Source organism: Micromonospora sp. NPDC049836 (assembly GCF_044465125.1).
Taxonomy (GTDB): Bacteria; Actinomycetota; Actinomycetes; order Mycobacteriales; family Micromonosporaceae; genus Micromonospora.
Genome location: NZ_JBITLH010000002.1, coordinates 313,567 through 335,628, shown reverse-complemented (window position 1 = coordinate 335,628; position 22,062 = coordinate 313,567). Strand labels below are relative to the sequence as shown.

Here is a 22,062-nt window from a genome sequence, read left to right as displayed (position 1 = left end):
GCCCCTCGCGGCGGTCGGTGGTCACAGTTCGTTGTCGATGAAGGCGAAGAGGTCGTCGTCGCTGGCCGCGGCGAGCTGCTCGGCAACCACCTCGGGGGCATCGGCGCGCGGCGCGTCGGCCTCCTCGAGCCGGGCCAGCAGGTGCTGCAGCCGGGCGGCCAGCCGGCCCCGCGACTCCCCGTCGCCGGAGATGTCGTCGAGCCGGCGCTCGGCCTGCTCCAGCTCCGCCAGCAGCGCGTCGACCGGCGACGCCTCGGCGGGCGCGAGCTGCTGGCGTAGGTACTCGGCCAGCACCTCGGTGGTGGGGTAGTCGAAGACCACCGTGGCGGGCAGCCGCAGCCCGGTCGAGCCGTTGAGCCGGTTGCGCAGCTCCACCGCGGTGAGCGAGTCGAAGCCCAGTTCCTTGAACGCCCGGCCCTCGTCGATCCCGTCCGGGGAGGCGTGCCCCAGCACCGTGGCCACCTGCGCGCGGACCAGCCCGCGTAGCTGCTCGTGCTGGTCCTCCCGGGACAGTCCGGCCAGCCGCCGGCCCCAGCCGTCGACTCCGCCGTCGGCGGACGCCTCGGCCCCGGTGACGGCGCGCCGCGTGGCCGGGCGGACCAGGCCGCGCAGGACCGCCGGCAGCGCCTCCGGGTCGGTGCCCAGCGCGCGTACGTCCAGCCGGGTCGGCACGACGTGCGGCAGGGCCAGCGCCCGGGCCGCGTCGAACAGCGCCAGCCCCAGGTCGGTGGGGATCGGACTGACCCCCGAGCGGGCCATCCGCACCAGGTCCGCCTGGCCGAGGTGGCCGGTCATGGTGCTGGTCTGCGCCCAGAGGCCCCAGCCCAGGGCGGTGGCGGGGCGGCCCTGCCCGTGCCGGCGTACGGCGAGCGCGTCGAGGAACGCGTTGGCCGCCGCGTAGCTGCCCTGCCCGGGGGTGCCGAGGGTGCCGGCGGCCGAGGAGAAGAGCACGAACTCGGCCAGGTCGAGCCCGCTGGTCAGCTCGTGCAGGTGCCAGGCCGCGTCCACCTTCGGGCGCAGCACGGCGTCGACCCGTTCCGGGGTGAGTGCGGCGAGCAGGCCGTCGTCGATCACGCCCGCGGCGTGCACCACCATGGTCAGCGGATGCTCGGCGGGCACCTCGTCCAGCAGCGCCGCCAGCGCGTCCCGGTCGGCGGCGTCGCAGGCCGCCACGGTCACCCGGGCGCCCAGCGAGGTCAACTCCTCGCGCAGCTCCGCCGCGCCCGGCGCGGCCGCCCCGGTGCGGCTGGTCAGCAGCAGGTTCGTCAGCCCGTGCGTGGTGACCAGGTGCCGGGCCAGGTGCCCGCCGAGGACGCCGGTGCCGCCCGTGATCAGCACGGTGCCCGCCGGGTCCGGCTGCGGCGGCATGCTCAGCACGACCTTGCCGACGTGCTGGGCGGTGCTCAGGTAGCGCAGCGCCTCCGGCGCCCGGCGGATGTCCCAGACGGTGACCGGCGGCGGCCGCAGCGCACCGCTGTCGAAGAGCGCGGCGAGCGTGGCCAGCATCTCCTGCACCCGGTCCGGGCCGGGGTCCATGATGTCGAACGCCTGGTAGAACACGCCGGGGTGGGCGGCCGCGACGTCGTCGGCGGAGCGGATGTCGGTCTTGCCCATCTCGATGAACCGGCCGCCGGTGCCGAGCAACCGCAGCGACGCGTCGATGAACTCGTGGGCGAGGGCGTTGAGCACCACGTCCACCCCGCGACCGCCGGTCGCGGCGCGGATCTGCTCCTCGAAGTCGAGGGTGCGGCTGGAGGCGATGTGCCGCTCGTCGAGGCCCTGCTCGCGCAGCGCGTCCCACTTCGGCGGGCTGGCGGTGCCGTAGACCTCGACACCCCAGTGCCGGGCCAGTTGCAGGGCGGCCATGCCGACGCCACCGGAGGCGGCGTGCAGCAGCAGGGTCTCGCCCGGCTGGATCCGGGCCAGGTCGGCGAGCCCGTGGTACGCGGTCAGGAACACCACCGGCACCGCGGCCGCCTCGACGAACGACCACCCGGCCGGCATCCGCGTGATCAACCGGTGATCGGCCAGCGCCAGCGGACCGATGCCACTGATCATCAGACCCATCACCCGGTCGCCGACGGCCACCGTGGTGACGTCCGGCGCCACCTCGACCACCACCCCGGACGCCTCGCCCATCACCGGGCGGGTGTCGGTGGTGACCATGCCCAGCGCGAGCAGCGCGTCCCGGAAGTTCAGGCCGGCGGCCCGCACGGCGACGCGTACCTGCCCGGCGGCCAGCGGCTGCCCGGCCTCGTCGTGCGGCACCACGGCGAGGCTGTCCAGCGTGCCGGAGCCGGTCAGGACCAGCCGCCACAGCTCGTCCCCGTCGGGCAGGGCGAGCATGCCCTCGGTGCCGGCGTGCGCCAGCCGTGGCGCGTGGACGGCGCCCCGGCGGATGGCGAGCTGCGGCTCCCCGGTGGCCAGCGCGGCGGCCAGCGCGGGCGCGGACGCCGCGTGCCCGTCCAGGTCGACCAGGACCAACCGGTCCGGGTGCTCCGCCTGGGCGGTCTTCAGCAGGCCCCAGACCGCCGCCGCGGCCAGGGCCGCCGCGGTGTCGCCGGGCCGGGCCGCCACCGCGTCCCGGGTCAGCACCACCAGCCGCGACCCGGCCAGCTCCGGCGCGGACAGCCACGCCCGCACCAGGTCCAGCGCCCGGTGCGTCGCAGCCCGGGCCAGCTCGGCGCCGGGCGCGCCGTCGGCGTCCGCGACCACCAGGACCGCTTCGGGTACGTCGGCGCCGCCGTCCAGCGCCGTGGTCAGCGCCGCCAGATCCGGGTACGCCTCGACCGGCGCCCCGAGCCCGGGCGGCACCGCCCCGAGGGCCGCCCAGCGCGGCGCGGAGACCTCGGGCAGGTCGGTGACCGGCACCCAGTCGAGCCGGAACAGGCTGTCCCGGACCGCCCGGTCGCCGCCGAGCTGCCCGGCGGGCAGCGGCCGTACGGTCAGGGCGTCGACCGTGACGACGGGGTTGCCGGCCGGGTCGGTGGCGGACAGCCGGAGGGTGTCGTCGCCGGCCGGTTCGAGCCGTACCCGCAGCTGCCGGGCGCCCACGGCGTGCAGGGCGACCCCGGCCCAGGCGAACGGCAGCCGGATGCCGTCGGCGCCGCCGGCGAGGGCCATCGGGTGCAGGGCGGCGTCGAGCAGCGCCGGGTGGATGCCGTGACCGCCGGTGGGCACCTCGTCGGGCAGGTGGATCTCCGCGTACAGGGTGTCGCCGTCCCGCCAGACCGCCCGGACGCCCTGGAAGGCGGGGCCGTAGTGCAGGCCGGTGGCGATGAGGCTGTCGTAGAGGGCGTCGGTGGCGACCTGGCTCGCGCCCGGCGGCGGCCAGGCGGCGGGGTCGCCGTCGGCCGGGGCGGGCCCGGCGGTGCTGAGGGTGCCGGTGGCGTGCCGGGTCCAGGAGTCGTCCTGGGCCGGCCGGGTGTGCACGGCGATGCTTCGTCGCCCGTCCTGGTCGGGCCCGACCTCGACGTGCAGGTGCAGGTCGCTGTCGGGGTCGAGGGTGAGCGGCGCCTCGATGGTGAGGTCGTCGAGGTGGGGGTGTCCGGTGTGGTGGCCGGCGTGCAGGGCGAGGTCGACGTAGGCGGTGCCGGGCAGCAGGACGGTGCCGGTGACGGCGTGGTCGGCGAGCCAGGGTTGGGTGGTGGGGGTGAGCCGGCCGGTGAACAGGTGGCCCTGCTGGTCGGGCAGGTCGATGGCGGCGGCCAGCAGCGGATGCTCGGTCCGGGTCTGGCCGAGGTCACTGGCCTGGCTGATGGTCGGCGGCGCCTGGAGCCAGTAGCTGTGCCGCTGGAACGCGTAGGTGGGCAGCTCGGCCGGCGGGACCGCGGCGGTCAGCAGCGGTCGCCAGTCGACGGGTAGGCCGTGGGTGTGCGCGGTGGCCAGGGCGGTGGCGAGCTGGTCGGTGCTGTCCCGGCGCATGCTGGCCACGGCGACGATGTGCCGCTGGTCGGCGGTGTCCTCGATCGGCTGGATGAGCACCGGGTGCGGGCTGACCTCGATGAAGGTGGTGTGGCCGTCGCGGAGCAGCGCTTCGGTGGCGGTCTGGAACTGCACGGGGTGGCGGAGGTTGTCGTACCAGTAGTCGGCGGTGAGGGTCTGGGTCTCGATCCGGTCGCCGGTGTAGGTGGAGTAGAACGCGACGTCGGTTGCGGTCGGGGTGATGCCGTCGAGGGCGGTGTGGATCTGGTCGTGGAGGGCTTCGACGTGGGGGGTGTGGGAGGCGTAGCCGACCGGGAGCACCCGGGCGGGGATGTCGCGGTCCTTGCAGTGGGCGACGACGGCGGCGACGGCGTCGGGGTCGCCGGCGATGACGGTGGCGTTGGGCCCGTTGACGGTGGCGATGTAGGCCCGGGGGGTGCCGGTGTCGGTGGTGGGCTGCTCGGCGTCGCTTGAGGTTGGCTCGGCGGCGTGCAGCGTGTGGAGGAGTTCGGTGACCTGGTCGGCGGGTAGGGCGAGGGAGGCCATGTCGCCGTGCCCGATCAGCCCGCGCAGGGCCTGGGCCCGTAGCGCGACGATCTTCGCGGCGTCGTCCAATGACAGGGCGCCGGCGGCGTAGGCGGCGGCGATCTCGCCCTGGGAGTGGCCGATGACGGCGTCGGGGGTGATGCCGTGGTGCCGCCACACTGCGGCCAGCCCGGTCATCACGGCGAACAGCACCGGCTGGACGACGTCGACGCGGGTGAGCCAGTCGGGGTTGTCGGCGTGCAGGACGGTGTGCAGGTCCCAGTCGACGTAGGGGCGTAGCGCGGTCGCGCAGGCGTCGAGGTGGGCGGCGAAGACGGGACTGTGTTGGGTGAGTTCGCGGCCCATGCCGAGCCACTGTCCGCCCTGGCCGGGGAAGACGAACACGGTCCGGCCGCCGTGGGCGGCGGTGTGCTGGAGCAGGGCGGGGTGCGGGCGGTCCTCGGCCAGGGCCCGCAGCGCGTCGATCGGGTCGGCACCGGGCAGCACCGCCGCCCGCTGGGCGAACGCGGCCCGCCCGGTGACCAGCGCCGCCGCGACCGCCGCCGGCTCGACCTCCGGGTGGCCCTGCGCGTACGCCATCAGGCGGGCCGCCTGATCGCGCAGCGCGGCCGGGGTCTTCGCGGAGAGCAACCACGGCAGCGGCACGGCCGGCGAGGTGCGGTCAGGGCCGGTGGCCACGGCGGTCGTGGTGTCCCCGTCCGCCGCCAGCGGGTCGGGGCCCGCCTCGGCCGGCGGCCGGTCACCCGCCGGGGCCTGCTCGATGATCACGTGGGCGTTGGTGCCGCTGATCCCGAACGACGACACGCCGGCCCGGCGCGGGTGACCGGTGTCCGGCCAGGGTTGGGCGTCGGTGAGCAGGGCGACCGCGCCGGCCGTCCAGTCGATCCGGCTGCTCGGCCGCTCGGCGTGCAGGGTCTTCGGCAGTACGCCGTGGCGGATGGCCTGGACCATCTTGATGATGCCGGCGACGCCGGCGGCGGCCTGGGTGTGCCCGATGTTGGACTTGATCGAGCCGAGCCACAGTGGCTCTGCGCGGTCCTGTCCGTAGGTGGCGAGCAGGGCCTGGGCCTCGATGGGGTCGCCGAGGCTGGTGCCGGTGCCGTGGGCTTCGACGGCGTCGACGTCGGTGGGAGTCAGTCGGGCGTTGGTGAGGGCTTGGTGGATGACGCGTTGCTGGGCGGGGCCGTTGGGGGCGGTGAGGCCGTTGCTGGCGCCGTCCTGGTTGACCGCCGAGCCGCGGATGACGGCGAGGATGTGGTGGCCGTTGCGGCGGGCGTCGGCGAGGCGTTCCAGCAGGATGAGCCCGGCGCCCTCGCCCCAGCCGGTGCCGTCCGCGCCCTCGGCGAAGGACTTGCAGCGGCCGTCGGCCGACAGGCCCCGCTGCCGAGCGAACTCGACGAACGTGCCCGGGGTGGCCATCACCGTGACCCCGCCGGCCAGCGCGAGGGTGCACTCCCCGTTGCGCAGCGACTGGATCGCGAGGTGGGTGGCGACCAGCGACGACGAGCAGGCCGTGTCCAGGGTGACCGCCGGCCCCTGCAACCCGAGCGTGTACGCCAGGCGGCCGGAGGCCACGCTGCCGGCGCTGCCGTTACCCAGATAGCCCTCGAATCCCTCCGGCACCTGCTGGAACCGGGTCGCGTAGTCGTTGTACATGACGCCGGTGAACACGCCGGTCGCGGTGGCGCGTAGCCGGTCGGGGTCGATGCCGGCGCGTTCGAGGGCTTCCCAGGCGGTTTCGAGCAGGAGTCGTTGTTGGGGGTCGGTGGCGGCGGCTTCGCGGGGGCTGATGCCGAAGAAGTCGTTGTCGAACTCGTCGGCATGGTGCAGGAACCCGCCGTGCCGGGCGTACGTGGTGCCGGCGTGGTCCGGGTCGGGGTGGTAGAGGCGGTCGAGGGGCCAGCCCCGGTTGGTGGGGAAGTCGCTGATCGCGTCCGTGCCGTCGGAGACCAGCCGCCACAGCTCGTCCGGGCTGGTCACGCCGCCGGGATAGCGGCAGGCCATCCCGATGATGGCGATCGGCTCGTCGGCGGCGCCGCCCGCCGCGGCGGTACGCGCCACCGTCCGGTCCTCGGTGGGCCGGAGCTGCCGGTGCAGGTGCTCGGCGAGGGCGTCGGCGGTGGGGTGGTCGAAGACCAGGGTGGCGGGCAGCCGCAGACCGGTGGCGGTGGCGAGCCGGTTACGCAGCTCCACGGCGGTGAGCGAGTCGAAGCCGAGGTCCTTGAAGGCCCGTCGCGGGTCGACCTGGTCACCGCCGCGGTGCCCCAGCACCCCGGCGATCTCGTCCCGGACCAGGTTGAGCAGCAGGCGTTCCCGCTCGGCGTCGGTGAGCGTGGTGAGCCGTTCCGCCAGCCCTCGGCCGCCGGCCGAGGCGTCCGCCGCCGTACGCCGGGCGACCTCGGGGTTGAGCCGGCGCAGCGCTGCCGGGGTGAGTCTGGCGGGGATGAGGGTGGGGTGGGTGGTGTGGAGGGCGGTGTCGAGGAGTCGTAGGGCGTCGGGGGTGGGGAGGGGGTGGATGCCGGCGTGGGTGAGGCGTTGTTGGTTGGTGGTGTCGAGGGTGGCGGTGATGGTGCTGGTGTGGGCCCAGAGTCCCCAGGCGAGGCTGGTGGCGGGGAGGCCGAGTGTGTGGCGGTGGTGGGCGAGGGCGTCGAGGTAGGTGTTGGCGGCGGCGTAGTTGGCTTGTCCGGGGCTGCCGAGGGTGCCGGCGGCGGAGGAGTAGAGGACGAATGCGGCCAGGGGGAGGTGGCGGGTGGCGCGGTGGAGGTGCCAGGCGGCGTCGACCTTGGGCCGCAGCACGCTGTGTACCTGGTCTGCGGTCATGGTGTGCAGGGTGGCGTCGTCGGTGGTGCCGGCGGTGTGGAAGACGGCGGTGAGGGGGTGTGCGTCCGGCACACCGCCGATGAGGGCGGTGACGGCGTCGGGGTCGGCGGTGTCGCAGGCGACCACGGTGACGGTGGCGCCCAGTTCGGTGAGCCGGTCGATCAACGGCGCGGCGTCGGGTGCGTCGGGGCCGCGGCGGCTGGCGAGTAGGAGGTGTCGGGTTTGGCCGGTGGTGGTGAGGTGTTCGGCGAGGAGCGCGCCGAGGGTGCCGGTGCCGCCGGTGATGAGCACCGTCCCCTCCGGGTCCAGCTCCGGTGCGGCGTCCGCCGGCGTGCCGAGCACGCGGGAGATCCGGGGCGCCAGCAGCGCACCGTCCCGGACGGCCAGCTGCGGCAGGCCCGTGGCGACCGCGGCCGCGACCAGGTCCTCCCCGGCGGTGTCGGCGTCGACCAGCACGATCCGGTCGGGGTTCTCCGACTGGGCGGAGCGGACCAGACCCCAGAGCGCGGCGCTGGGCAGGTCGATGTCCTCGCCGGCTCGGGTCGCCACCGCGCCCCGGGTCAGCACGACCAGGCGGCCGGTGGCGTACCGGTCGTCGGCGAGCCACCCGCGCAGCGCGGTGACCGCCTGCTCGGTGAGGTCGTGGGTGGCCGCGACGACGTCCTCGTCGCCGGCCGGCTCGACTCGGACCACCACCAGTTCCGCGCCGTCCGGGCCGGCCTCGGCCGTGAGGTCGGCCAGGTCCACGGTGGCCGGCAGCGGGCCGCCGGCGCGACCACCCGGTACGGCCACCCAGGCGACCCGGTGCAGGTCCCGGCTGCCGCCGGCGTCCCCGATCGCCGCCGGGCGGACGGTCAGCGCCGCGACGGTGACCACCTCGACGCCGGCCGGGTCGGTGGCGACGAGCCGGACGGTGTCCGTACCGGCGGCGCTGATCCGGACCCGCAGCGTGCTGGCGCCCGTGGCGTGCAGGGTGACCCCGGCCCAGGCGAACGGCAGGCGGACGCCGTCCCCGAGCGGCAGGAGGGCGAGCGGGTGCAGGGCCGCGTCGAACAGGGCCGGGTGGATGCCGTACCCCCGGCTGCTCAACTGCTCGGGCAGCACCACCTCGGCGTGGACGGTGTCGCCGTCCCGCCAGGCGGCGCGTACGCCCTGGAAGGCGGGCCCGTAGTCGACGCCGGCGTCGGCGAACGCGGCGTAGAGGGCGTCGACGTCGACGGGTTCCCCGGCCGGCGGCCGGGCGGCGGCCGGCAAGTCAGCGGCCGGGACGGTCCGGGAGAGGGCACCGGTGGCGTGCACGGTCCACTCGCTGTCGGGGTCGTCCTGGTCGCGGGAGCTGATGGTCAGCGGTGCCTGTCCCGATCCGTCCGAGGGGCCGACCTCGACGCGTAGGTGCCGGCCGGTGGTGGGGTCGAGGGTGAGGGGGGTTTCGATGGTGAGGTCGTGCAGGTGGGGGTGTGTGGTGTGGTGGCCGGCGTGTAGGGCGAGGTCGAGGTAGGCGGTGCCGGGGAGCAGGGTGGTGCCGGCGATGGTGTGGTCGGCAAGCCAGGGGTGGGTGGTGGTGGAGATCCGTCCGGTGAAGAGGTGCCCCTGGTCGTGAGGGAGTTCGATGGCGGCCGCCAGCAGGGGGTGTCCGGCGTTGGTGAGGCCGAGGTCGTGGGCGTCGCTGATGGTGGGGTCGGCGTGTAGCCAGTAGCGCTGGTGTTGCCAGGGGTAGGTGGGCAGCGGCACCGGCGGGGTCGGCCCGGCGGGGAGCAGTGGTGTCCAGTTGACGTCGATGCCGGTGGTGTGTGCGGTGGCCAGTGCGGTGAGCAGGGCGGTGGTGCCGTCCTGTCTGCGCTGTTGGGTGGGGATGGCGGTGGCGTCGGTGAGGGTTTCGCGGGTGAGGGTGCTCAGCGTGGCGTCGGGTCCGACCTCGAGGTAGTGGGTGACGCCGAGTTCGTGCAGGGTTTCGGTGCCGGCGGTGTAGTTGACGGTGTCGCGGATGTGGCGTGCCCAGTAGTCGGGGTCGGCGAGTTGCCGGTTGGTGGCGAGTTGTCCGGTCAGGTTGGACACGATGGGCAGGGCCGCCGGGTGGTAGGTGATCTGGGTGGCGGCCTCGCGGAAGTCGTCGAGGATCGCCTCGGTGTGCGCGGAGTGGAAGGCATGGGCGACGTGCAGTTTCCGGGCGCGGATGCCGTCGTCGGCCAGTTGGGCGGCGATGGTGTCGATGGTGTCGGTGTTGCCGGCCAGGACGAGTGAGGTGGGGCTGTTGTGCCCGGCGAGGCTCACCTGCGGGTGCGCGTCGAGGATCGGCTGTATCCGGTGCAGGGGTGCGGTGATGGCGAGCATGGCGCCGGTGGGCATGGTGTTCATGAGCCGGGCGCGGGTGGTGACCAGCTTGGCGGCGTCGGTGAGGTCCAGCACTCCGGCGATGTGGGCGGCGCTCAGTTCGCCGATGGAGTGCCCGATCAGGTAGTCGGGTCGGATCCCGAAGCTGTCGAGCAGCCGCACCATGGCGGTCTCCGCGGCGAACAGGGCTGGCTGGGTGTAGAGGGTCTGTCCGAGCAGGTCGGTGTGTGCGCCGGACATGACCTCGCGTAGTGGGTGGTCGAGGTGGACGTCGAGGGCCGTGCACACCTCGTCCAGCGCGGCCGCGTAGACCGGGAAGCGGGTGTAGAGGTCGGCGGTCATGCCGGGGTGTTGGGCGCCCTGCCCGGTGAACAGGAACGCCACCTTCCCGACCGTGCTCACCGCCCCCCGGACCAGGCCGGGGTGCGCCGCGCCGGCCGCAAGCGCCCGCAGCGCCGCGCTCAGCTCGCCGTCCGCCGCGCTCAGCTTGCCGTCCGCCGCGTTGAGCGCCGGCACGACCGCGGCCCGGTGGGCGAGGGCCGCCCGTCCCGTCGCCAGGGTGCGGGCCACCGCCGCCCGGTCCAGCGCCGGGTCCGCGTCGACCAGTTCGGCCAGCCGCGCCGCCTGCTCGCGCAGGGCCGCCGGGCTCTTCGCCGAGAGCAGCCACGGCAGCGGCGCGACCGGCTCGGCCGCCGGCCCGACCGGCCGCTCCGGCGCCTCCTCCAGGATCACGTGGGCGTTGGTGCCGCTGATGCCGAACGACGACACGCCGGCCCGGCGCGGCCGGTCCGGGCGTACCGGCCAGGGCCGCGCCTCGGCCAGCAGGGCGACCGCGCCCGCGTCCCAGTCGACGTGCCGGCTCGGCGTCTGCGCGTGCAGCGTCGGCGGCAGCGTGCCGTGCCGCAGCGCCTGGACCATCTTGATGATGCCGGCGACGCCGGCGGCGGCCTGGGTGTGCCCCAGGTTCGACTTGATCGACCCGAGCCACAGCGGCTCGTCGCGGTCCTGGCCGTAGGTGGCGAGCAGGGCCTGGGCCTCGATCGGGTCGCCGAGGGTGGTGCCGGTGCCGTGCGCTTCGACGGCGTCGACGTCGGCGGGGCTCAGCCGGGCGCTGGCCAGGGCCTGGCGGATGACCCGCTGTTGGGAGGGGCCGTTGGGGGCGGTGAGGCCGTTGCTGGCGCCGTCCTGGTTGACCGCCGAGCCGCGGATCACCGCGAGCACCGGGTGGCCGTTGCGGCGGGCGTCGGAGAGTCGCTCGAGCACCAGCAGGCCGGTGCCCTCGCTCCAGCCGGTGCCGTCGGCGGTGTCCGCGAACGACTTGCACCGCCCGTCGGGGGCGAGTCCGCGTTGCCGGGCGAACTCGACGAACGTGGTGGGCGTGGCCATCACGGTGGCCCCACCGGCCAGCGCCAGGGCGCACTCGCCGTGGCGCAGCGCCTGCATGGCCAGGTGGGTGGCGACCAGCGACGACGAGCAGGCGGTGTCCACGGTCACCGCCGGCCCCTCCAGCCCGAGGGTGTACGCCAGCCGCCCGGAGGCGATGCTGGGCGCGCTGCCGTTGCTGAGCTGGCCCTCGTAGCCGTCCGGGATGTGGTGCTGCAGCCGGGTGGCGTAGTCGTTGTACATGATGCCGGTGAACACGCCGGTGTCGCTCTGCCGCAGGCTCTGCGGGTTGATCCCGGCCGACTCCAGCGCCTCCCAGGCGGCCTCCAGCAGCAGCCGCTGCTGCGGGTCGGTCGCCGTGGCCTCGCGCGGGCTGACGTCGAAGAAGTCGGCGTCGAAGGCGTCGGCGTCGTGCAGGAAGCCGCCGTGGCGGGTGTACGTGGTGCCGGGGTGGTCGGGGTCGGGGTGGTGCAGCCGGTCGAGCTGCCAGCCCCGGTTGGTGGGGAACTCGCTGATCGCGTCGACGCCCTCGGCGACGAGCTGCCACAACTGCTCGGGCGAGGCGACCCCACCCGGGTAGCGGCAGGCCATCCCGACGATGGCGATGGGTTCGTCCACCGCGGCCGTGCTGACGACGGTCCGCCCGGCGGTGGGCGCGGCGGTGGGGTCGAGCTGGGTGAGCAGGTGGGTGGCGAGGGCTTCGGCGGTGGGGTGGTCGAAGATCAGCGTGGCGGGCAGCCGCAGGCCGGTGGCGGCGGTGAGCCGGTTGCGCAGGTCCACGGCGGTCAGCGAGTCGAACCCGAGGTCCTTGAACGCCCGCTGCGGCGCCACGCTCTCCGCGCCGGCGTGGCCCAGCACACCGGCGATCTCCGCCCGTACCAGGTCCAGCGTCAGCCGCAGCTGCTCCGGCGCCCCGAGCGTGGCCAGCCGGCCGGCCAGGTCCTGCGACGCGGCGGCGGTCGCGGCGTGGCGCCGGCTGCGGGCCGGCGACAGCCCGCGCAGCCCGCTCAGGCTGAGGTCCGCCGCGACCACGGCGGGTCGCCGCTGGTCGAGCGCCAGGTCGAGCAGGGTGAACGCCGCGTCGGTGGCCAGCGGGCGCAGGCCGGCCCGGCCGATCCGGGTCTGGTCGCCCCGGCCCAGCCCGGCGGTCATCCCGCTTTCCCGCGCCCACAGTCCCCAGGCCAGTGCGGTGGCCGGCAGTCCCTGCGCGGTGCGGTGGGCGGCCAGCGCGTCGAGGAAGGCGTTCGCGGCGGCGTAGTTGCCCTGCCCTGGGCTGCCGAGCGTGCCGGCGACCGAGGAGTAGAGCACGAACGCGGCCAGCGGCAGGTCGCGGGTGGCCCGGTGCAGGTGCCAGGCGCCGTCCACCTTGGGCCGGAGCACGGCGTGCAGCCGGTCCGGGGCGAGGGTGTGCAGGGTCGCGTCGTCGACCACGCCGGCGGTGTGGAAGACGGCGGTGAGGGGGTGCCCGGCGGGGATCCCGGCGAGCAGGGCGGTCACCGCCGCCGGGTCGGTGACGTCGCAGGCCGCCACGGTCACCTCGGCGCCGGCCTCGGCCAGCCGGTCGAGCAGGTCGCCGGCGCCGTCGCCGCCGCGCCGGCTGACCAGCAGCAGCCGCCGGGTGTGGCCGGCGCGTACCAGGTGTTCGGCCAGCAGCCCGCCCAGCGTGCCGGTGCCGCCGGTGATGAGCACCGTGCCGTCCGGGTCGAACGGCGGTGCTGCCGGCTCGGCCGGCGCCGCGAGCCGGGTCAGGTGCGGGGCCAGCAGTTCGCCGTCGCGGACGGCGAGCTGCGGTTGACCGGCGGCGGCCGCCGCGGCGAGCCGCTCGTCGCGGACCTCGTCGGTGTCGACGAGCAGGAACCGGTCCGGGTGCTCGGCCTGGGCGCTGCGGACCAGGCCCCACAGCGCCGCGCCGGCCAGGTCGGTCACCTCGTCGCCGGCCCGTGCCGCCACCGCGCCGCTGGTGACCACCACCAGGCGGGCCGCGGCGGACCGGTCGTCGGCGAGCCACCGCTGCAGCAGCCCCAGAACCTCCTCGACCCGCTGGTGGGTCGCGGACACCGGCTCGTCGCCGTCGCCGGTGGCGCGCAGCAGCACCGTCTCCGGCGCGGGCCGCTCGTCGTCGTCCAGCAGCGCGGCCAGCTCGGCGGGGGAGAGCAGGTCGCCGGTGGGCGCGGAAACCCCCGGCGGTACGGGGCTCCAGGCCACCTCGAGCAGCTGGCCGGCCCGGGCGCCGGTGACCTGTTCGGGTGCCGCCCGGACGGTCAGCGCGGCGACCGTCACCACCGCGGCGCCGGCCGGGTCGGTGGCGGTGAGCCGGACCGTGTCCGCGTCGACCCGGTGGAAGTCCACCCGCAGTGTCCGGGCGCCGGTGGCGTGCAGCCCGACGCCGGCCCAGGCGAACGGCAGCCGCACCTGGTCGTCGCCGGTGAGAGCGATCGGGTGCAGCGCGGCGTCGAGCAGGGCGGGGTGCACGCCGTACCCGGCGGGGTCCACCTCGTCGGGGAGGGCGACCTCCGCGTACAGGTGGTCGCCGGCCCGCCAGGCGGCGCGCAGGCCGCGGAAGCTCGGCCCGTACCCGACCCCGGCGTCGTGCAGGCCGGGGTAGAAGTCGCTCAGCTCGACCGGGGTGGCGCCGGCCGGCGGCCACTGCGTCGCACCCGCGGTGGCCGCCGGCCCGATCGGGTTGAGGGTGCCGGTGGCGTGCCGGGTCCATGCGTCGTCCGAGCCGGCGGGCCGGGAGTGCACGGTGACGGATCGGGCCGTGCCGGCCGGCGCCACCTCCACCTGCAGGTCGAGCGCGCCCTGTCCGGGCAGGACGAGCGGCGCCTCGATGGTGAGGTCCGCCAGGTGCGGGTGTCCGGTGTGGTGGCCGGCGTGCAGGGCGAGGTCGACGAAGGCGGTGCCGGGCAGCAGGGGGGTGCCGGCGATGACGTGGTCGGCCAGCCACGGGTGGGTGGTGGTGGAGATCCGGCCGGTGAACAGGTGGGTGTCCTGGTGGGCCAGGGCGAGCGTCGCCCCCAGCAGCGGGTGTCCGGCGCCGGCCAGGCCGAGGTCGCCCGGCTCGGTCGCCGTCGTCCCGTGGTGCAGCCAGTAGCGCTGGTGCTGGAACGGGTACGTGGGCAGCGGCACCGGCGGGACCGGCCCGGCGGGGAGCAGCGGCGTCCAGTCGACGTCGACGCCGGTGGTGTGTGCGGTGGCGAGGGCGGTGAGCAGGGTTGCCGTTCCGTCGTGCCCGCGGTGTTGGGTGGCGATGGCGGTGCCGTCGGTGAGGGTCTCCTGGGTGAGGGTGCTCAGCGTGGCGTCGGGTCCGACCTCGATGAAGTGGGTGACGCCGAGTTCGTGCAGGGTTTCGGTGCCGGCGGCGTAGGACACCGTTTCGCGGATGTGTCGGGTCCAGTAGTCGGGGTCGGACAGTTGCTCGTCGGTGGCGATTTGTCCGGTCAGGTTCGACACGATCGGCAGGATGGCGGGCCGGTAGGTGACGCTTGCGGCGGCCTCGCGGAAGTCGTCGAGGATCGTCTCGGTGTGCGCGGAGTGGAAGGCGTGCGCGACGTGCAGTTTCCGGGCCCGCACGCCGTCGTCGGCCAGTTGGGCGGCGATGGCGTCGATGGTGTCGGTGTCGCCGGCGAGCACCAGTGAGGTGGGGCTGTTGTGTCCGGCCAGAGCCACGTCGGGATGGGCGTTCAGGATCGGCCGGATGCGGTCCAGGGGTGCGGTGACGGCGAGCATGGCGCCGGTGGGCATGGTGTTCATGAGCCGGGCCCGGGTGGTGACCAGCTTGGCGGCGTCGGGCAGGTCCAGGACGCCGGCGATGTGCGCGGCGCTCAGTTCCCCGATGGAGTGCCCGATCAGGTAGTCGGGTCGCACCCCGAAGCTGTCCAGCAGCCGCACCATGGCGGTCTCGGCGGCGAACAGGGCCGGCTGGGTGTAGAGGGTCTGCCCGAGCAGGTCGGTGTGCGCCCCGGACATGACCTCGCGTAGCGGGTGGTCCAGGTGGGGGTCGAGGGCCGCGCACACCTCATCCAGCGCGGTCGCGTAGACGGGGAAGCGGGCGGACAGGTCGGCGGTCATGCCGGGGTGCTGGGCGCCCTGGCCGGTGAACAGGAACGCCAGTTTCCCGTCCCGCACCGACCCCTGCACCAGGCCGGGGTGCGCCGCACCGGCCGCGAGGGCGTGCAGCGCGGCGATCAGGTCCGCCGTGGTGTGCGGTTCACCGTCCGGGTCGTCCACCGGCGGGATGATCGCCGCCCGGTGGTCGAACGCGGTCCGGGTGGTCGCCAGCGCGTGCGCGACCCGGGCCGGCGCCAGGTCCGGCCGCTCGTCCAGCACCTCCACCAGCCGGGCCGCCTGGTCGCGCAGCGCCCCGGGGGTACGCGCCGCCAGCAGCCACGGCATCGGCGCGGGCGCCTCCACCGGCGCCGCCGCTGGCGCGTCCGGTGCCTCCTCGATGATCAGGTGCGCGTTGGTGCCGCTGATGCCGAACGACGACACGCCCGCCCGGCGTGGCCGTTCCGCCCGGCGCGGCCACGGCCGTGGCTCGGTCAGCAGGGCCACCGAGCCGAGTTCCCAGTCGACCCGGCTGCTCGGCGTCGCGGCGTGCAGGCTGGGCGGCAGCAGGTCGTGTTCCAGGGCGAGGACCAGCTTGATGATGCCGGCGACGCCCGCCGCCGCCTGGGTGTGCCCGATGTTCGACTTGATCGACCCCAGCCACAACGGCTCGGCCCGGTCCCGCCCGTACGTGGCGAGCAGCGCGTGCGCCTCGATCGGGTCGCCGAGCACCGTGCCCGTACCGTGCGCCTCCACCGCGTCCACCTCGGCCGGTGAGAGCCGGGCCGCGGCCAGGGCCTGCTGGATGACCCGCTGCTGCGCGGGCCCGTTCGGCGCGGTCAGCCCGTTGCTCGCGCCGTCCTGGTTCACCGCCGAGCCGCGGATCACCGCGAGCACCCGGTGCCCGTTGCGGCGGGCGTCGGAGAGCTTCTCCAGCACCACCAGCCCGGCGCCCTCGCCCCAGCCGGTGCCGTCCGCCTCGGCCGAGAACGACTTGCACCGCCCGTCCACGGCCAGGCCCCGCTGCCGGGCGAACTCCACGAAGATCTTCGGGGTGGCCATGATGGTCGCCCCGCCGACCAGGGCCAGCGAGCACTCGCCGCCGTGCAGGGCGCGGATCGCCAGGTGCGCCGCTACCAGCGACGAGGAACAGGCCGTGTCGATGGTGATCGCCGGCCCCTGCAACCCCAGCGCGTACGCGATCCGGCCGGACGCCACGCTGGTGGTGTTGCCGGTCAGCAGGTAGCCGGCCAGGTCGGCCGGGGGCGCCAGGGTGGCCGGGGCGTACTCCTGGGCGACCACGCCGGTGAACACGCCGGTCACGCTGCCCCGCACCGACGCCGGGTCGATGCCGGCGTGCTCGAGCGCCTCCCACGCGGTCTCCAGCAGCAGCCGCTGCTGCGGGTCGGTGGCCAGCGCCTCGCGCGGGCTGATCTGGAAGAAGTCGGCGTCGAACCGGTCGGCGCCGGCCAGGAACCCGCCGTGCCGGGTGTACGTGGTGCCCGGCTGGTCCGGGTCGGGCGAGTAGAGGGTGTCCAGCTGCCAGCCCCGGTCGGTGGGGAAGTCGCCCATCGCGTCGGTGCCGTCGGCGAGCAGCCGCCACAGCTGCTCCGGGCTGTCCGCGCCGGGGAACCGGCAGGCCATGCCGACGATGGCGATCGGCTCGTCGGCGCCGGCCGGGCCGGTGAGCGTCGCGACCGGGCCGGCCGGTTCGGCCCCGGCCAGCAGGGCGGCCAGGTGCTGGGCGAGCGCGGCCGGCGTCGGGTGGTCGAAGGCGAGGGTGGTGGGCAGCCGCAGCCCGGTCAGGGCGGCCAGCCGGTTGCGCAGTTCCACCGCGGTCAGCGACTCGAAGCCGAGGTCCTTGAACGGCTGCGCCGCGCCGATCTCCGCCGGGTCGCTGTGCCCGAGCACCACGGCGATCTCGGCGCGTACCACCTCGAGCAGCGCCTGCCGGCGGCCCGCCGGGTCCAGACCGGCCAGCCGCTCGCCCAGGTCGCTGCCGGCCGCCGCCGGCCCGGCCGGGGCGTCGGCGGTCGGGACCAGCGGGCGCAGCAGATCCGGCAGGTCGCCGCGGCCGGCCCGCTCGCGCAGCGCCGGCAGGTTCCACAGCGTCGCCACGACCTGCGGCAGCCCGCTGTCCAGTGCCGCGTCGAGCAGGGCGAGACCCTGCTCGTCGGTCAGCGGCAGCAGCCCCGACGCGGCGATCCGGGCGTGCTCGTCCGCCCCGAGGTGCCCGGTCATGCCGCTGGCCCGGGCCCAGAAACCCCAGGCCACGCTGGTGCCGGGCAGGCCGAGGGCGCGCCGACGGCGGGCCAGCGCGTCGAGGAAGGTGTTCGCGGCCGCGTAGTTGGCCTGCCCGGCGCCGCCGAGGGTGCCGGCGATCGACGAGTAGACCACGAAGGCGTCCAGTTCCAGCCCGGCGGTCGCCTCGTGCAGGTGCCAGGCCGCGTCGACCTTGGGGCGCAGCACGTCGTCTACCTGCTCGGCGGTCAGCGTGTGCAGCGCCGCGTCGCGCAGCACCCCGGCGGTGTGGAAGACCGCGGTGAGCCGCCGGCCCCGGGACGCCTCGGCGACCAGCGCCCGCACCGCCTCGCCGTCCGCGGTGTCGCAGCCGAGCACGCGTACCTCGGCCGCGCCGGCCGCGATGAGCCGGCCGACCAGTTCCTCCGCGCCGGGCGCCTCGGCGCCGCGTCGGCTGGCCAGCACCAGGTGCCGGGCCCGGCCGGTGGCCACCAGGTGCTCGGCGAGCAGCCCGCCGAGGGTGCCGGTGCCGCCGGTGATCAGCACCGTGCCGTCCGGGTCGAGCCCGGCCGGCGCGCCGGCCGAGGTGACCCGTTCGATCCGGGGCCGCAGCAGCCGGCCCTCGCGGAGCACCGCCTGCGCCGTGCCGGACTCCACGGCGATGCTGAGCAGCTCCCCGCTCGCCGGCGTGCCGTCGGTGTCGACCAGCGCGAACCGGTCCGGGTGTTCGGTCTGCGCGGAGCGCAGCGCACCCCAGACGGCCGCGCCGGCCAGGTCGGCCACGTCCTCGCCGTCGTGCGCGGCGACCGCGCCGCGGGTCAGCACCACCAGGCGGGTGTCGGCCAGGTCGGCGTTGCGGCACCAGGCGCCGACGACCCGGATCACCTCGGCCACCACCGCGTGCGTGGCGGCCACCACGTCGCCGTCCGCGCCGGGCGACCAGACCACCACGTCCGGCGCGTTCCACGGGGCGGCCAGCACCTCCTCGACCGCGCCGGTAGAGAAGACCTCCATGTCGTACGCGGCGGCGTGGTCGACCGGTTCCGCCGCCACCCAGACGAGCTGGTGCACCGGCGGCGCGCCCAGCGCGGCGGTGTTCAGCGGGCGGGTGTGCACGGCCGCCACGGTCAGCACCGGGCTGCCGTCGGCAGCGGTGAGCTGCAACGCGGTGCGGCTGCCCTCGGTGCGGGTGGTGCTGCGCAGGCCGCCGCCGGCGGTGCCGTGCAGGGTCACCCCGGTGAAGCTGAACGGGATGTCGATGCTGGTGCCGGCGGCCGGGGCGCTCGTCGTGGCCGCCGAGTGGATCGCGCTGTCCAGCACCGCCGGGTGGATGGCGTACCCGGTCGGGTCGAGGTCGGCGTGCCGGGTCAGCTCGGCGTACACGGTGCCGGTCCCGCCCTGCCAGGCCCGACCGATGTTGCGGAACGCCGGACCGTAGTCCAGCCCGGTGTCGCGCAGCGCCAGGTAGAACGGCGCGGTGTCGTACGCCTCGGCGCCGGCCGGCGGCCAGCCCGACGGCGGCGGCACGGGCGCCACGGCGGCGGTGCCGAGGGTGCCGGTGGCGTGCGCGGTCCACGGCCCGTCCGGCTCGTTCTCCGGCCGGGTGCTGATGGTGATCGTCCGCCGGCCGGACCGGTCCGCCGGCTGCACGTGGATCTGCAGGTGGACCGGCACCTCCGGGTCGAGGACGACCGGCGTCTGGATGGTCAGCTCCTCGACGTGCCGGTGTTCGGTCTGCGCGGCGGTGTGCAGGGCCAGTTCGAGCAGCGCGGCGCCCGGCAGGATCGGCCGCCCGTTGATGGTGTGCTGGGTGACCCAGCGGTGCTCCTCGACGGTGATCCGGCCGCTGGCCAGGTACGTCCCGTCCGGCGTGGTGACCGCCGCGCTGACCAGCGGGTGACTCGTGGAGGCCAGGCCGTGCAGGCTCGGCGCGCTGCCGCGCGGCGACCCGGTCAGCCAGTAGCGCTGGTGTTGGAAGGGATAGGTCGGCAGGGGCAGGTGTCGGGCCGGGACGGGGAGGTGCCAGTTGATGGTGAGGCCGTGGGTGTGGGCGGTGGCGAGGGCGTGCAGGAACTGGCGGTGGCTGTCGTGGTTTCGCCTCAGGGTGGCGAGGGCGTGGGGCTCGTCGACGCCGTCCCAGGCGTCGAAGGTTTGTTGCAGGGTGGGGGTGAGGATCGGGTGGGGGGTGGCTTCGATGTAGGTGTGGTGTCCGTCGGTGAGCAGGGCTTGGGTGGCGGTGTGCAGTTGGACGGGTTGGCGGAGGTTGTCGTACCAGTAGTCGGCGGTGAGGTGGCTAGTGTCGATCTCGGTGCCGGTGACGGTGGAGTAGAAGGCGGTCGTCGAGGTTTGGGGTGCGATGGCGCCGAGGGCGGTGAGGAGGGTGTCGTGGAGGGGTTCGATGTGGGGGGTGTGGGAGGCGTAGTTGACGGCGATGAGGCGGGCGCGGATGTCGCGGGCTTGCAGGTCGGTGACGAGGGTGTGGATCTGGTTGGGGTTGCCGGCGATGACGGTGGTGGTGGGGCTGTTGTGGGCGGCGATGTGCAGGTCGGTGTGGTTGTGGAGGAGGGGGGTGACTTGGTCGGGGGGTAGGGGGATGGAGGCCATGGTGCCGGTGCCGTGCAGGGTGGTGATGGCGGTGGCGCGGGCGGTGGTGATGGTGATGGCGTCGGTCAGGCTCAGTGCGCCGGCGTGGTAGGCGGCGGCGATTTCGCCTTGGGAGTGGCCGAGGACGGCGTCGGGGGTGATGCCGTGGTGGTGCCAGAGGGTGGCGAGGCCGGTCATGACGGCGAAGAGGGTGATCTGGGTGATGTCGTCGCGGTCGAGTTCCCGGCCGTGGCGCAGGGTGTCTTCGATGGACCAGTCGAGGCCGAGGTTGGCGAGTTCGGTGTCGCAGGCGTGGATGTGGTTGGCGAAGACGGGGTGGGTGAGCAGTTCCTTCGCCATGGCGGGGTGTTGGGAGCCTTGGCCGGCGAAGACGAGGGCGATGCGGCCGGGGTCGGTGGCGTGGCCGGTGATCAGGTCGGGGTGGGGTTGGTCGTCGGCGAGGTGGTGGAGCGCGTCGAGGGCGTGGGTGTGGTTGGTGGTGATGATGACGGCGCGGTGGTCGAGGTGGGCGCGTTGGTGGGCCAGCGCCCCGGCGAGGTCGGCGAGCGCGAGGTCGGGGTGGGCGGTCAGGTGCGCGGCGAGGGCGGCCGCCTGAGCCCGTAGCGCGGCTGCGGTCTTGGCCGACAGCAGCAGCGGCACGGGCACACCGCCTTCGGCAGCGACCTCCTGCTCGGCTCCGGTCTCGCTCACGGTTGCGGCCCGGGCTCTGTTCGTGCCTGCCGCTGCGCTCGTGGCCTCAACCTCGGCCCCGGCCCGGGGCGTGGTGGCGTCGGTGGGTGCTTCTTCGAGGATGAGGTGGGCGTTGGTGCCGGAGAGGCCGAAGGAGGAGATGCCGGCGCGGCGGGGTCGGTCGGGGTGTTGTGGCCAGGGTTGGGCTTCGGTGAGTAGGGCGACGGCGGTGGGGTCCCAGGTGACGTGGCTGCTGGGGGTGTCGATGTGCAGGGTTTTGGGGAGTAGGTCGTGGTGTAGGGCTTGGATCATTTTGATGATGGCGGCGACGCCGGCGGCGGCTTGGGTGTGGCCGAGGTTGGATTTGATGGAGCCGAGCCAGAGGGGTTGGTGGTGGCGGTGGCGGCCGTAGGTGGCGTGGAGGGCTTGGGCTTCGATGGGGTCGCCGAGGGTGGTGCCGGTGCCGTGGGCTTCGACGGCGTCGATGTCGGTGGGGGTGAGGCCGGCGTTGGTGAGGGCGTGGCGGATGACGCGTTGTTGGGCGGGTCCGTTGGGGGCGGTGAGTTGGCTGCTGGCGCCGTCCTGGTTGATGGCGGATCCGGCGATGACGGCGTGGATGGGCAGGTGGTGTTGTTGGGCGTGGGACAGGCGGGTGAGCAGGAGCAGGCCGACGCCTTCGCCCCAGACGGTGCCGTCGGCCGAGTCCGCGAACGCCCGGCACCGGCCACTCGGGGAGAGCGCCCGCTGCCGACTGAACTGGGTGAACGCCTTCGGCGTGGCCATCACCGTGGCACCGCCGGCCAGGGCCATCTCGCACTCGCCCTTGCGCAGCGACTGCGCCGCCAGGTGCACGGAGACCAGCGAGGATGAGCAGGCGGTGTCCACGGTGATCGCCGGCCCTTCGAGGCCGAACGTGTAGGCCACCCGGCCGGAGGCGATGCTCGGCGCGCTGCCGCTGCCGATCAGCCCTTCGAAGCCGGCCGGCGGCGCGTGCTCCAGCCGGGAGGCGTAGTCGTCGTACATGACGCCGACGAAGACGCCGGTGCTGCTGCCGCGTACCGCCGTGGGGTCGAGGCCGGCCCGCTCGAACGCCTCCCAGGCGGTCTCGAGCAGCAGCCGCTGCTGCGGGTCGGCCGCGAGCGCCTCGCGCGGGTTGAGCCCGAACGGCGCCGGGTCGAAGAGGGTGGCGTCGTGCAGGAAACCGCCCTCGCGCACGTAGGTGTGGCCGGCCGCGTCCGGGTCCGGGTCGTACAACGCCGCCACGTCCCAGCCCCGATCCGTCGGGAACTCCGAGATCGCGTCCCGCCCCTCGGCCAGCAGCCGCCACAACTCCTCCGGCGACCGCACCCCACCGGGCAACCGGCACGCCATGCCGACCACCGCGATCGGCTCCCGCGCCACCGCCTCCACATCGACCAGACGCTGCCGCGTCTGCTGCAGCTCGGCGGTGGCCCGCTTCAGGTATTCGCGCAGCTTGGCTTCGTTGCTCATGGTGTC

The 22,062-nt window shown here is 75.0% G+C and carries 1 protein-coding gene; it reads right to left on the bottom strand.

The genetic code is table 11. The features are described from left to right. Positions 1-21: 21 nt before the first annotated feature. A complete protein-coding gene (locus ACIBPB_RS05660) occupies positions 22-22,056 on the bottom strand; it encodes an SDR family NAD(P)-dependent oxidoreductase (protein WP_396838381.1) in 22,035 nt (7,344 codons plus the stop codon). Positions 22,057-22,062: the final 6 nt, after the last annotated feature.

Excerpts from the sequence above, each read along its gene's own strand:
- ACIBPB_RS05660 (WP_396838381.1), bottom strand. The coding sequence starts at position 22,056 with ATGAGCAACGAAGCCAAGCTGCGCGAATACCTGAAGCGGGCCACCGCC.